The organism is Bradyrhizobium sp. CB2312, from assembly GCF_029714425.1.
Taxonomy (GTDB): Bacteria; Pseudomonadota; Alphaproteobacteria; order Rhizobiales; family Xanthobacteraceae; genus Bradyrhizobium.
Genome location: NZ_CP121668.1, coordinates 3,723,489 through 3,736,798, shown reverse-complemented (window position 1 = coordinate 3,736,798; position 13,310 = coordinate 3,723,489). Strand labels below are relative to the sequence as shown.

The following is a 13,310-nucleotide window of genomic DNA, read 5'->3' as shown; positions in this document are numbered from 1 at the left end:
CCGGACGCGCCGGCCGGTTTTCAGTGCGCCGGCAGCGGCTTCAACCCGGCCTTGGTGATGGCCGCTGCTGCGTCCGCTGAAGACAAAAAATTCAGCAGGGCGATTGCGGCCTCGCGATGCTGCGAATTCTTCGGCAACGCGCCGACGTAGTAAGTCGGCGGTTGGATCTCTGATGGCACCGTGCCCGCGAGATCGACGCCCGGAACATGCATGAGTTCGGCGACCTGCTGGAATCCGATCTCCGCCTCGCCGCGGGCAACGACGGCCGCCACCGGCTCGCCCGAGGGCGGACCGGGTACCTTGCGCGTCTTGCCGGCGATCTCGTCGGCAACGCCGAGCTTTCTGAAGCCGACCGTCGACAGATAGGTGCCGCTCGAACTATCCGAATAGGCGATGGATTTGGCCGCAAGCAGTGTTTTGCGCAGCGCGTCCATCGTGCTGATGTCGGGCTTGGGCTGACCCGCGCGAACCACCATGCCGATGAACGATTGCGCGAGCTGAATGCGGCTGCCGGAGCGCGTCAGCTCGCGCTTGTCGAGGAGATCGACCCCGACGCCGTCCATGATCACGACATCGGCATCCTCACCGCGCGCCAGGCGCGTCGGGATCGCCTCCGGCGAATCGCCGATCGAAGGTCCGCGCGTGGTGACGAGCTTGTGTCCCGTCGATGCCTCGAACGCGGGCACGAGCTCCTTGTACACGTTGAAGAAGCCGGCCGAGATCATCACCTTGAGATCGGCCGCTCTCACCTCGGGCGCGAACAGGACAGCGATCAGAACGGCAAACAGGCATACGACATGGCGCGGCACGATACGGACCTCGAAGCATTTCGTTCGCAGTGTCCTACGAAAGTCGGCCTGCGTCCAGCCGCGACACGCAAGGCAACGAAAAAGGGCGGCTGCTTTACAGCCGCCCTTGCGATTCCGGGCTACGAAAGCCTCAGCCGTTCTTCACGCGGAACGTCTCGTGGCAGCCGCCGCATTCCTTGCCGACCGCGGGGAAATTCGCCTTCAGAGAATCCAAATCCTTGATCTTGCCCTTGGCCTCGCTGACGACCTTGGCGAAGCTTGCGGCCTTGGCGTCGAAGCCGGCCTTGTCCTCCCACACCTTCGGCGAGGCCGAGTAATCGCCGTCGAGCTTCACGCCCTTGGCGCTGGCCGGAAACAGGTTCGGCAGCTTCTTGGCGGTGTCCGCGAACTGCGCCAGCGCCGCGTCGACCGTGGCCTGATCGTAGGGCTTCTCGCCCTTGACCATCGCCGCAACCGCGCCGGCATTCTTGCCATTGCCCTTCATGAGCGTCTGGACCTCCTTGACGGTCTCCTGCTCCGCCCAGACGGCGCCCATGCCGAGCAGCAGCGCGCCCGCAACAACCAACACTCGCTTCATTCGCAAAATCCCTTTCGCTGAGACAGGATCGTGCTGACCCCACAATGGGGCCAACACCGCATGGCAGATTTCATTCCATCCCAAGCGCGGCGATCAATCGTCGCATTTGGGATGATTTGGTTCGGCTTGAACTCAAAGGCTGTGACGGCGGTGGTGCTCGCTGATGGCGATCCACACCCGCTCCGGGGTCGCCGGCATGTCGATGTGGTCGATCTTGTATTCGCGCCATAGCGCATCGACGATGGCGTTGACCACGGCCGGACAGGAGCCGATCGCGCCGGCCTCGCCCGCACCCTTCACCCCCATCGGATTGGTCTTGCAGGGGACGTTGTTGGTCTCGAACACGAAGGCCGGACCATCCGCCGCGCGCGGCAGCGCGTAGTCCATGAAGGTCGCGGTGATGAGCTGGCCATCGCCCGCGCCATAGACCACCTGCTCCATCAAGGCCTGGCCGATGCCCTGCATGGCGCCGCCATGCACCTGCCCCGCCAGCAGCAGCGGATTGAGCGTCTTGCCAAAATCGTCGACAATCACGTAGTTGACGATCTTGATGATGCCGGTCGCCGGATCGATCTCGACCTCCGCAACATGGGTGCCGTTCGGATAGGTACCGTCCGCGCTGGCAAACGTCGCGCTGCCGTTGAGCTTCGACGGATCGACGCCGGGCCGCTTGGCAAGGTCGGCGAAGGAGATCGAGCGGTCGGTGCCGGCGATGCGCACCACGCCTTCCGAAATCTCGAGGTCTCCGGCGCTCGCCTCCAGCGCCTGCGCCGCGATCTCCTTCAGCCTCGAGCCGAGCTCGCGCGTGGCACGCTCGACGCTGACGCCGCCTGACGGGATCGATGCCGAGCCGCCGGTGCCGAGGCCGGTCGCGATCTCGTCGGTATCGCCTTGACGGACGTGGACCCGCTCTGGCGCGACGCCGAACTGCTCGGCGACGATCTGCGCATAGGCGGTCTGGTGGCCCTGCCCGCTCGACTGCGTGCCGATCAGGACGGTGACGTCTCCATTGGGATCGAGGCGGACATTGGCCGTCTCCTCACCCATCACGCCGCAGATCTCGACATAGCTCGCAAGCCCGATGCCGCGGATCAGGCCGCCCTTCTTGGCCGCCTTGGCGCGCTTTGGAAATTCCTTCCAGTCGGCGATCTCCATCGCGCGCTTGAGATGCGCGGCGAAGTCGCCGGAATCGTAGACCTTGCCAGTGGCCGTCTTGTAGGGCAGCGCCTTCGGCGGGATGAAATTCTTGCGGCGGATGGCGTCCGGCGTCATGTCGAGTTTTCGCGCGCAAGCGTCGACGAGGCGCTCGATCACATAGGCCGCCTCGGGCCGGCCCGCGCCGCGATAGGCGTCAACCGGCACGCTGTGGGTGAAGATGGTGCGCACCCGGCAGTGGAAGGCCTGGATGTCGTAAAGGCCCGGCAGCATGCCGGCGCCGCCATGCGGGATGTAGGGCCCGAAGGTGGAGAGATACGCGCCCATGTCGCCCATCAGGTCGCAATCCATGGCGAGGAATTTGCCGTCCTCGGCCAGCGCCATTTTTGCGGTGGTGACGTTGTCGCGGCCCTGCGCATCGCCCATGAAATGCTCGGAGCGGTCGGCCGCCCATTTCACCGCCTTCTTCAGCTTGCGCGCAGCGACCGCCATCAGGGCATATTCCCGGTATGGAAACAGCTTTGTGCCGAAGCCGCCGCCGACGTCGGGGCAGATCACCCGCATCTTGTCGGTGGGGATGTTGAGCACGTTCTGGCAGAGGATGTCGCGCAGGCGATGGCTGCCCTGGCTGCCGACCGTTAGCGTCAGGTGGTCGCGCTTGGAATCGTATTCGCACACCGCCGCGCGCGTCTCCATGAAGCTTGCGACCACGCGCGGGTTCACGATGGAGATCTCGGCCACCGCATGCGCCTTGGCAAACGCGGCCTCGGTCACGGCCTTGTCGCCGATCGAGACGTCGAACAGCACGTTGCCTGATTTGTCCGGCCAGACCTGCGGCGCGCCCTTCTTGACGGCATTGACGACGCCGGTCACCGCCGACAGCGGCGACCATTTGACGTCGATGGCCTCGATCGCGTCGCGCGCCTGGTCGATGGTCTCGGCGACCACGAAGGCGATGGAATCGCCGACATGGCGCACCTCGTCCTTGGCGAGGATCGGGTAAGGCGGGCCGGTGAAGGGATCGGTCTCGAGATTGAACAGGCACGGCAGATTGCCGAGATCCTTGACGTCATCGGCGGTCAGGATCAGCGCGACGCCCGGCAGCGTACGGGCGCGGCTGACATCGATGGTGTATTTGGCATGGGCATGCGGCGAGCGCAGCATCAGGCAGCGCAGCGCGGCTTGCGGCGCGTAATCGTCGGTATAGCGGCCCTTGCCGCGGATGAGCGCGTCATCCTCCTTGCGCAGCACGCTTTGGCCAACGCCGAACTTGATGGGAGCCGCCATTGTCTTTTCCCGTTCTCATGGTTGTTTTGCGGGCATATTGCCGTGGAAAAAGTGGCAAGGCAAATGGGTTTCCTCTCGGGATAGCCTCATGAACGCCGAGACCGGAGACGTTTCCCGTCAGGTGCAGGGCAGCCCCATGCCCGTACATGGTGGGCCGCGATGCGTTGGCTGCTGATCAGCGCCGTAGTTGTGTTGCATTGCGCAGCGCCGGATATTGCCATCGGGCAGATGGCAGGATGCAGCCAATCCCGCAGCCGATATCGATCACCCGCACGCCTGGCAGCAGCGTGAGATATCCGCGAACTCCTTGACCCGAGCACCGGAAAAATCGGCCGGCGTTCTGGTGGGCCTAGAGCGGATGATAAGCGCCTCGTCAGGGTACCCGGTCGTGAAGCTGGCCGCGCGCGTCCGGTCCGGATTGCGCGAGCAATGTCCTGAACGGCGCCCGCTCCAGATGGGTTGCCGTTTCCGCACCGTGCGGCAACCGGCCGCGGCGGTGGATATGTGAGATCAGGAACAGTGGGCGGTTCTTCGACTGAATATAGATGCGGCCGATATATTCGCCCATCAGGCCGAGCACGAGGAGCTGAACAGAGGAAATCATGACGACCAGGAGCGTCAAGCTGGTCCAGCCGGGCACCGTGCCGGAGAACACCCAGCCTATCACCGCCACGATGCCGACAAAGGTCAGCAGGGTCGTCAACAGCGCGCCGACATAGGTCGCGATCCGCAACGGCACCATCGAAAAACTGATCAGCGCGTCGGCAGCAAAACCGATCATCTTCATCAGCGGATATTTGGTCGTACCGGCAAATCGTGGATGGCGGTCGTATTCATAGGCGACCTGCTTGTAGCCGAGCCATGCCACCATGCCGCGGATGAAGCGGTCATGCTCCGGCATCTGCACGAGCTGGTCGGAGATTCGCCGGCTCATCAGGCGAAAATCGCCGGTGTCGACGGGAATATGGACGCGCGTAACTTTGGCGAGCAGGCGGTAGAACGCTTCCGCCGATTTTTTCTTGAAGCGGGTTTCGCCGGCGCGACTGCGTCGCATGCCATAGACGACGTCGGCCCCCTCGCGCACCATCATCTCGTACATCGGCGTCAGTAGTTCCGGCGGGTCCTGCAGGTCTGCATCGATGACAAGCACGAGATCGCCGCGCACCGTCGAAAGTCCGGCCGTGAGCGCCAGTTGATGGCCGTGATTGCGTGCGAGCTGGACCGCGACGACGTTGCGGTCCTCCGCCAGAAGTTCGTTGATGATCTTCCAGGTGCTGTCGGTCGATCCGTCATCGACCAGAATCAGTTCGAACTTTGCGCCGCACAGAGCGCGCGCCGCCGAAACCATCTGGCGATAGAATTCGCGCAAACCCTCTTCCTCGTTGTAGCAGGGCACAACGATCGACAAAAACATCTTTCCAGGGCGTGGCATCTCGTCCTGAAGGTCCATCTATCGGCAAACCTGTTTCTCAGAGGGTAAGTCGGTCGAATTCCCGCCCCCTATCTTCGGCGAAGTCCGGTTAATTGTTCATCAATTTTTAGACCCCCTGATGCATGATTCGCGCGGACGAATGCCGATTCTAATCAAACTCTCGATAGCTGGATCGCCGTATGGACAAGGCCGAATTCGATCGCGTCGCCGACGCCTATGAGGACCAGCACCGCGAGAACATCGCCGTTACCGGCGAGGGCCCGGAATATTTCGCGGAATACAAGATCCGGGCGCTCCGGGAGATCGTCAATCGCGCCGGCATCGAAGTGAAGCGGATTTGCGATTTTGGTTCCGGGATCGGCAATTCGATTCCGTATTTCCGGCGCTATTTTCCTGAAACGACGCTGACCTCGTCCGACGTTAGCGAACGCAGCCTCGCATTGGGCCGGCAGCGATACCCCGAAGCCAGCAACTGCGTGCTGATCGAGAACGACCGGATTCCGGTCGAGGCCGACAGCTTCGACGTGGTGTTTTCAGCCTGCGTGTTCCACCACATCCCGCACGGCGAGCATCTGACGTGGTTGCAGGAATTACATCGCATCACGCGGCCGGGCGGACTGATTGCCATCTTCGAGCATAATCCGCTGAACCCGCTGACGGTGCATGCGGTGAACACTTGTCCGTTCGACGAGAACGCCAGGCTGATTTACGCTCGCGATCTTGCGAAGCGGCTGCAAGCCGTCGGCTGGACTTCATCGCGCATCCAGTACAATCTTTTTTTCCCTCGCGTCCTCGCTGGGTTGCGGCCGTTTGAGAACAAGCTCGGCTGGTTGCCCTTGGGGGCGCAATACGTCGCCAGCGCACGCAAGCTTTGATGCTGCGGCTAAAGCATGATCCGGAAAAGTGCGCAGCGGTTTTCCCTCGCGACAAACGCGGAACGCGTTTGCGCGGAGATCATGCTCAAACAACAACCTAAAGCGCGATGACGATTCATCCTAATCTCATCGCGCTTTAGACGACGAACCGCCGCATGTGAGAACAAGCAGCCGCGCCGACGACCGCTTGCCCTCAAGCACATCCGTGTTCGGCAGTGTCCTCTACAACCCACCACGGCTCCAGAGATCCGTTGCGCGATCCCTCAGCGTATCGATCGCTCGCTGAGGTGTGAGGTAGTCGATCTCGCCGCGCGTCAAGCCGACATCCATCAGCTCCCTGTCACTCAGGTCCTGCAAGGTGACTCGCTGACCCCAGCGCTGCTGCTGAAACACACGCCAGTATCGCCTAAGCAAGCTTAAGACCATGGAGAAGTCGAGGCCGCGCCTCGCGGCATCGTCCTCCGTCTCGCATGTGCTGTCCGTCAGTTGAGGTGGCATCGCACGCTCCTGCTGTTGTGCCGGCAGGGAGCGTGGCCAATGAAAAGGCCCCGTCCGATGCCGGCGGGGCCTTGTGGAAAGATGTCGTCGTCGAATTCCTAGCGCGCGACTCCTCCCACGGCCCAGCCGAAGCGGGTCATGTGCATCGAGTTCACTTTGCGCACGGATTTGATCATGAGGTGCCATTAGCACGGGAATCGCGCAAAATCAAGAGATGTGCGGAGGTTTGTTGCATCCTGGAGGCGAGCCGTCGCTTCGCCTTGGTTGTGCACCGGCGAGAGCAGCTAGTTGCTGCCAGATTACTGTGACAGTGCAGCTAACTTCTGCTACGAGAGATCGAGTGCTCTGTCACCGCAATAATAGACGCTATATGCGCATTCGGTTTTCTTATTTGTAAGCACCGTCTCAATCGCTGCGACTCTGCCGTCTGGTGCAGAACAACCTCCCAATCCAACGGATACGTCTTCGCCCACGGCGAGGGCCAAAACCTGCCGCGAGTCGTTTTCAGCAAACTCGACGGCGGAATTCAACAAGAAGTGCGTCGCGTTGGCCGGTCCCCTTGCTGCCATGCGAGGGGAGAGCCTCGTTCTTCGCATGGACGATGGCAGCCGGAAAATATTCGCTAACAACAGCGAAAGCGGCGCTTCTGAAGGAGGGTTCGGCTACGGGCTCGCAGACTTCTACCCGTCGAGGCATCTCTTTGTCGTTTGCGACTATGGAGTGGACGCAGGCCAATGCAAAGCCATCGACGGAAGAACCGGCCGCGAGCAGGATTTCGGATATGCATTGCCGCAATTCTCGCCCGACGGAGATTGGGCACTCACCGTGGAATATGACGAGGATGGTCTGACGGCATCGAATTTTACGATCCTGGACGCCAGAGGAAAAAAGCCGCTCGCAGTATGGACGTCCAAAGCGAGCAAGACACGCTTGCCCGCAAAGTCCAAGTTCGTGGCATGGACTGATGACAAAACGATTGAGCTTGCGAATCCCGGGCAAAAGCCGGTGTTCTTGATCCAGGGGCCCGACGGTCGTTGGGGCGTGAGCAAGACGTCGAAATGAACGATCAGGCACTCTAACCGCGCACCAGCGAGACCAGCCAGCGACGACCGAACAGCACGAGGATCGCGAGTGCGTAGACGATCGTGCCGCCGACGGCGAGCAGGACCAGCGTCAATTCATCGTGGAAGTGCATCGAGCCCAGCCAAGAGCCGCTGAAGCGTGCGATCAGCCAGAACGCGGCGGCCAGGATGACTCCTGTCAGCAGGAATTTGGCGAGCGACAGTAGCCAGGCACGGTCGAGCACGAGAAAGCCGCGCCGCACGGCGAAGAACAGCACCAGCAAGAGATTGGTCCAGACGCCGACGGCGGTGGCCAGCGCCAGGCCAATCTGGGCGAGCGATCCCATCAGGGCAATCTTCAGCGCGACATTGACGGCAATGCCGGTGAGCGAGGCGCGCACCGGCGTCGCCGTGTCCTTGCGCGCATAGAAGGTCGCGACCGCGCTGCGGATCAGCACAAAAGGAATGAGGCCGATGGCATAGGCCGCAAGCGTGCTGCCTGCCGCGACCGCATCGGCCTTGGAGAACGCGCCGTGGGCGAACAGCGCGCGCATGATCGCGTCCGGCACGGTGATGAAGGCCGCGACGAACGGGATTGAGAACAGCAGCGTGAAATCGAAGGCGCGGCGCTGCGCCTTCATCGCGCCGTCATGGTCGTTGGCGGTGATCCGCCGCGACATCTCGGGCAGCAGCACCGTGCCGATGGCGATGCCGATCACGCCGATCGGGAGCTGGTTGAGACGGTCGGCATAATAGAGCGCCGAGAGCGCGCCGGCGGGCAGGAAGGTCGCGATGATGGTGTCGGCAAACAATGCCACTTGCGTGCCCATCGAGCCCAGCGTTGCAGGTCCGAGCGCCCTGAAGAAGCCGCGGACATCTTCGTCGAGCTTGAGCGGCGCAAAGCGCGGCAGGCCGCCATGGCGGGCGAGATCGCCCGCGAGCAGGAAATATTGCAGGAATCCGGAGATGAGGACGCCCCAGGCTGCGGCGTGGCCGGCGGTCGGAAACCAGGCGGCCAGAGCCAGCGTCATCATCATCGCGACATTGAGGAAGATCGATGCAGCGGCGGCGCTGGCAAAGCGCTGCATCACGTTGAGCATGCCGCCATAGAGCGTCACCAGCGTGATCAGCAGGAGATAGGGAAAGGTGATGCGGGTCAGCTCGATCGCGAGCTTGCGCTGCTCGGCATCCTCACTGAAGCCCGGCGCCAGTAAGCTCATGGCCTGCGGCATGAACAGCCAGGCCAGGATCAGCAGCACGATTTGCGAGGCCAGCAGCAGCGTGAAGATGCGGTCGGCGAACAGTTTTGCCGCTGCCTCCCCCTTCTCGCCATGGACATGGGCATAGGCCGGCACCCAGGCGGCGTTGAAGGCGCCCTCGGCGAAGATCGCGCGGAAATGATTGGGCAGTCGAAGCGCCACGAAGAAGGCGTCGGCCACCGGGCCGGCGCCGAGGATCGCCGCGAGCATGATGTCGCGGGCAAACCCCGTCAGCCGCGAGAGCAGCGTGTAACCACCGACAGTGAAGATACGTCCGAGCATGCGTCTGTTTTAGAGCATGGCGCGATTAGGTCTAGGTGCCAGCTGCGGCGGCAGTATGCCCCCTCCCCCCGCTTGCGCAGCGAAATCGCACTTGGGGTGTACGCTAGGGCACCGACAATCTCCACAGCGTCATGGCCGGGCTTGTCCCGGCCATCCACGCCTTGCCACGCACTCGAAGAACGTGGATGGCCGGGCCTTCGCCGCGCCGAAGCGGCTTGGGCCGCGCAGGCGGGACAAGCCCGGGCATGACGACCAGCGCGGCAAGCGGCCCAATCAGCCCGCGAGCGCGCCTTGCACGGCGGCGATGATTCGCTCCTGGTCGGCTTCGGTCAAATAGGCATGCATCGGCAGGCTGATGACGTCCTGCGACAGGCTCTCGCAACCCGGCAGGCCGCCCTCGGCGACCGGATACTGCTTGTAGGCGGTCTGCTGGTGCATCGACTTGCCGTAATAGATCGCGGTCGGCACGCCCTGCGCCTTCAGCGCGGCGGCAAAGCCGTCGCGGTCGGTACCCTCAGGGAGTCGGATCGTGTACTGGGCCCAGACCGAGGTATTGCCCGGCGCCAGACGCGGCACGGTGACAACGTTGGACAGGCCGCGCGCGTAGCGCTCCGCAACCCTGTTACGGGCGGCGATCTCGTCGTCGAAGATCTTCAGCTTCTCGATCAGCACCGCGGCCTGCATGGTGTCGATCCGGCCGGTGACCCCAAGGCGGACGTTGTCGTATTTGTCGACGCCCTGCCCGTGCACGCGGATGCTGCGCAGGGTGGCGGCGAGGTCGTCGTCATCGGTGAAGATCGCACCGCCATCGCCGAAGCAGCCGAGCGGCTTTGCCGGGAAGAAGCTGGTCGTGGTGGCGAGCCCGAAGGTGCCGAGCTTGCGGCCCTTGTAGCTCGCGCCAAACCCCTGCGCGGCGTCGTCGATCACGAACAGGCCCTCGGCCTTGGCGATTTCCGCGATGGCATCGTGGTCGGCGGGCTGGCCGAACAGGTCGACCGGGATGACCGCAACGGGCTTCAGGCCTGCCTTGCGCGCGCTCGCGATGCCGCGCTTCAGCGATTCCGGACTCATGTTGAAGGTCGTCTCGTCGACGTCGACGTAGACTGGGGTCGCGCCCATCCGTGCCGCGGGCGAAGCGGTCGCGATGAAGGTGAAGGACGGACACAGCACGGCATCGCCGGGCCCGACATTCTTCGCCATCATCACCATCAGGATCGCGTCGGTCCCGCTGGCGCAGCCGATCACATGCTTGGCGCCCGAGTAGGCCGCGAGCTGCTTCTCGAGCTCGGCGACTTCGGGGCCATTGACGAACTGGCAATGGTCCATGACGCGCTTGACGGCCGCATCGAGCGAGGCGCCCAGCCGGCGGCGCTGCGAGGTGACGTCGATGAAGGGAATGGGTTCGGAACGTAGGTGCTGGTTCATGGCCTGGTTCTTGGCGCCTTCTTGCGCGGTCGACATGGAAAGGGTTTTAGCCGGCGACGCGGCGCGGGCCCTTGCGGGCAGCCGATGAGGCCGCCGGCCGCGATGGCGTTTCGAGGCAGCGCGTCGCGATCTCGAGGCTGGCGACGCCCTCGTCGCCGGTGACCGCCGGCGTCTCGCCGTGGCGGACGGCCTTGAGGAATGCGATCAGTTCGGCGCGGAGCGGCTCGTCATGGCCGACCGGCAGATGCCGCATCGAATAGCTGCCGTCAGGCTTGAAGCCGAAGCATTCGGTGACCTGGCGCGTCAGCAGATCGCCCATCACGTATTTGTCGCGGGTCGCGACCGTGACGCTGCGCGCCTTGAACGGCGTCAGCCAGTTGGTGTTGATGTGCGCGAGCACGCCGTTGGCGGTGCGGAACTGCAGGAGCGCGATGTCCTCGCGCTCGGCGACCGCGCTCGAGAGTTGCGGCTGCACCTCGACGATGTCGGATTCGGTGAACCAGCGGATCAGGTCGATGTCGTGCACGGCAAGATCGATGACGACGCCGACATTGGACATGCGCGGCGGGAACGGACCGACGCGGGTGATCGCGATGGAGAGAATGTCCTCGCCCGCGATCGCCTGCTTGACGGCGGCGACCGCCGGATTGAAGCGCTCGACATGGCCGATCATCAGCGTGACGCCGGCCTTCTGCGCGGCGGCCACGATCTCGTGGCCTTCTTCCACCGTGGAGGCGATCGGCTTCTCGACCAGCACGTGGATGTTCTTGGCGATGCAGGCGAGCGCGATCTCGTGATGCAGATGCGTTGGAGCAGCGATGGTGACGGCATCGACGCCTGCCGCGAGGAGCTGGTCGAGCGTCTCAAAACCCTGGCAGCCCGCAAGCTCGGTGGTGCGGGTCAGGTGCGTCGGCGACGGATCGACCACACCGACGAGGCTGACGCCAGGAAGACCGCTCAGCACGCGCGCGTGGTTGCTTCCCATCACGCCGGCCCCAATCACGCCGACGCGCAAGCCGGCCTTCGCCGGTTGAGACACTTTGGAACTCATCTGATCGAACCCCGATTCAACGCAAATCCCCGGGCCGCTTCTAGCACGGACGTCACATTTGTGGCGAATGCCGGGTAAGTCACCCGGACACGATTTGATTCAAAAAATTACACGTTTCCCGGGCCTTAGGCCGCCAAAAGAGGCCGGTTTCGGCCCGGGTCGCGTGATTCGGAGTTTGCTGGTTACGACCTTTGATAGTCGTCTTCAATTCGGATGATGTCGTCTTCCCCGAGATAGGAGCCGGTCTGGACCTCGATCAGTTCCAGCATGATTTTACCGGGATTCTCCATTCGGTGGACCGCGCCCATCGGGATGTAGATCGACTCGTTCTCGTGCACCGTCTTCACGGTCTCATTCACGGTGACGCGGGCCGCGCCGCGAACCACGATCCAGTGCTCGGCACGATGGTGATGCTTCTGCAGCGACAAACGCCCGCCCGGCTTCACCACGATGCGCTTGACCTGATGACGCTCGCCATTGTCGACGGACTGGTAGCTGCCCCAGGGCCGATGCACCTTGAGATGCTCCTCGGTGACCTTCGGCGCGACCGTCTTGAGCTTGGTCACGAGCCGCTTGAGGCCGTTGGCATCCTGCTGGCGCGAGACCAGCACCGCATCCGCCGTCGCGACCACGACGAGATCGTCGACGCCTTCGAGCGCGACCAGCGCGTGATCGCTGGTGACGTTGCAGTTGCGGGAATCCTCGAACACCACGGTGCCATGGGCGGCGTTGCCTTGCGCGTCCTTGTCGGACAATTCCCACACCGCGCGCCAGGAGCCGACGTCGGACCAGCCGCAGGACACCGGCACCACGGCGGCGCGCGAGGTCTTCTCCATCACCGCATAGTCGATCGAGATCGCCTTGGCCGCGCCGAACGCCTTCGGCTCGAGCGTCACGAAGCCGAGATCGCGGCCGGCCTTGGTGACCGCACTGGACACCGCCTCGACGCTTGCCGCGTCGACCTTGCGGTATTCGTCGAGCAGCACGCTGGCCGGGAACATGAAGTTGCCGCTGTTCCAGAGATAGCCCGAATTGACGTAGTCGGCCGCCTTCACCGCGTCCGGCTTCTCGACGAAGCGCGCGACCGCGTGCACCGTGCCGGAGATCACCTCGCCCGGGCTGATATAGCCGTATTCGGTCGCCGGCCGCTCCGGCTTGACGCCGAAGGTGACGATGCGCCCGGTGCTCGCGGCAGCCAAGCCCTCGCGGCAGGCGGCGACGAAGGCGGCATTGTCCTGCACCACGTGATCGGCGGCGAGCGCGAGCACGATCGCCTCCTTGGCACGGTTCTGCGCGAACACCGCGCCCGCGGCGATGGCGGGACCGGAGTCGCGCCGCATCGGCTCGAGGATGACGTCGGCCTCGATGCCGATCTCGGCGAGCTGCTCCAGCACCATGAAGCGGTAGGAGGCGTTGGTGATGACGATCGGACGATCGAACAGCGAAGCATCGGACACACGCAGCAGCGTGTCCTGGAAGGTCGAGCGCGTGCCGAACAGCGGCAGGAACTGTTTTGGCCGCACCTCGCGCGAGGCGGGCCACAGCCGCGTGCCGGCGCCGCCGCACATGATCAGGGGGATAATGCGTTTGTCCATCGTC

Annotated in this window: 11 protein-coding genes; 2 read left to right on the top strand and 9 right to left on the bottom strand. The window is 63.6% G+C overall.

Translation table 11 applies throughout. The features are described from left to right. Positions 1-20: 20 nt before the first annotated feature. The 4 genes from QA642_RS18025 to QA642_RS18010 all read right to left on the bottom strand — a co-directional run bounded on the left by QA642_RS18025 (position 21) and on the right by QA642_RS18010 (position 5,242). On the bottom strand, positions 21-809 hold the full coding sequence (locus QA642_RS18025) for a substrate-binding domain-containing protein (protein WP_283085827.1): 789 nt from the start codon (positions 807-809) through the stop codon (positions 21-23). 130 nt (positions 810-939) lie between these two features. Next, a complete protein-coding gene (locus tag QA642_RS18020) occupies positions 940-1,386 on the bottom strand; it encodes a cytochrome c (protein WP_283085826.1) in 447 nt (148 codons plus the stop codon). A 132-nt stretch (positions 1,387-1,518) separates the two neighbouring features. Next, entirely contained in the window at positions 1,519-3,828 is a 2,310-nt protein-coding gene (locus QA642_RS18015; RefSeq protein WP_283085825.1) for a xanthine dehydrogenase family protein molybdopterin-binding subunit, read from the bottom strand. A gap of 373 nt (positions 3,829-4,201) precedes the next feature. Then, complete coding sequence (locus QA642_RS18010) at positions 4,202-5,242, bottom strand: glycosyltransferase family 2 protein (protein ID WP_283085824.1); 1,041 nt, start codon at positions 5,240-5,242, stop codon at positions 4,202-4,204. 197 nt (positions 5,243-5,439) lie between these two features. Here QA642_RS18010 and QA642_RS18005 point away from each other — a divergent pair, with 197 nt between their 5' ends. Next, positions 5,440-6,135: a class I SAM-dependent methyltransferase gene (locus tag QA642_RS18005; RefSeq protein ID WP_283085823.1), complete on the top strand. Its 696-nt coding sequence runs from the start codon at positions 5,440-5,442 to the stop codon at positions 6,133-6,135. A gap of 222 nt (positions 6,136-6,357) precedes the next feature. Here QA642_RS18005 and QA642_RS18000 read toward each other — a convergent pair whose 3' ends face one another. Beyond that, positions 6,358-6,633: a DUF1127 domain-containing protein gene (locus tag QA642_RS18000; protein WP_283085822.1), complete on the bottom strand. Its 276-nt coding sequence runs from the start codon at positions 6,631-6,633 to the stop codon at positions 6,358-6,360. A 594-nt stretch (positions 6,634-7,227) separates the two neighbouring features. Here QA642_RS18000 and QA642_RS17995 point away from each other — a divergent pair. Further along, positions 7,228-7,695 (top strand): hypothetical protein, encoded by a 468-nt coding sequence (locus QA642_RS17995; RefSeq protein ID WP_283085821.1) that lies wholly within the window; start codon positions 7,228-7,230, stop codon positions 7,693-7,695. A 13-nt stretch (positions 7,696-7,708) separates the two neighbouring features. Here QA642_RS17995 and murJ read toward each other — a convergent pair whose 3' ends face one another. The 4 genes from murJ to QA642_RS17975 form a co-directional block, all read right to left on the bottom strand. Then, the gene (murJ, locus tag QA642_RS17990) at positions 7,709-9,235 is read right to left on the bottom strand and encodes a murein biosynthesis integral membrane protein MurJ (RefSeq protein WP_283085820.1); all 1,527 of its coding nucleotides are present in this window, start codon (positions 9,233-9,235) and stop codon (positions 7,709-7,711) included. Between the two features lie 273 nt (positions 9,236-9,508). Continuing rightward, on the bottom strand, positions 9,509-10,696 hold the full coding sequence (locus QA642_RS17985; protein WP_283085819.1) for a DegT/DnrJ/EryC1/StrS family aminotransferase: 1,188 nt from the start codon (positions 10,694-10,696) through the stop codon (positions 9,509-9,511). Positions 10,697-10,706: 10 nt separating this feature from the next. Then, on the bottom strand, positions 10,707-11,711 hold the full coding sequence (locus tag QA642_RS17980; RefSeq protein ID WP_283085818.1) for a Gfo/Idh/MocA family oxidoreductase: 1,005 nt from the start codon (positions 11,709-11,711) through the stop codon (positions 10,707-10,709). 182 nt (positions 11,712-11,893) lie between these two features. After that, entirely contained in the window at positions 11,894-13,306 is a 1,413-nt protein-coding gene (locus tag QA642_RS17975; protein WP_283085817.1) for a mannose-1-phosphate guanylyltransferase/mannose-6-phosphate isomerase, read from the bottom strand. Between the last annotated feature and the right edge of the window lie 4 nt (positions 13,307-13,310).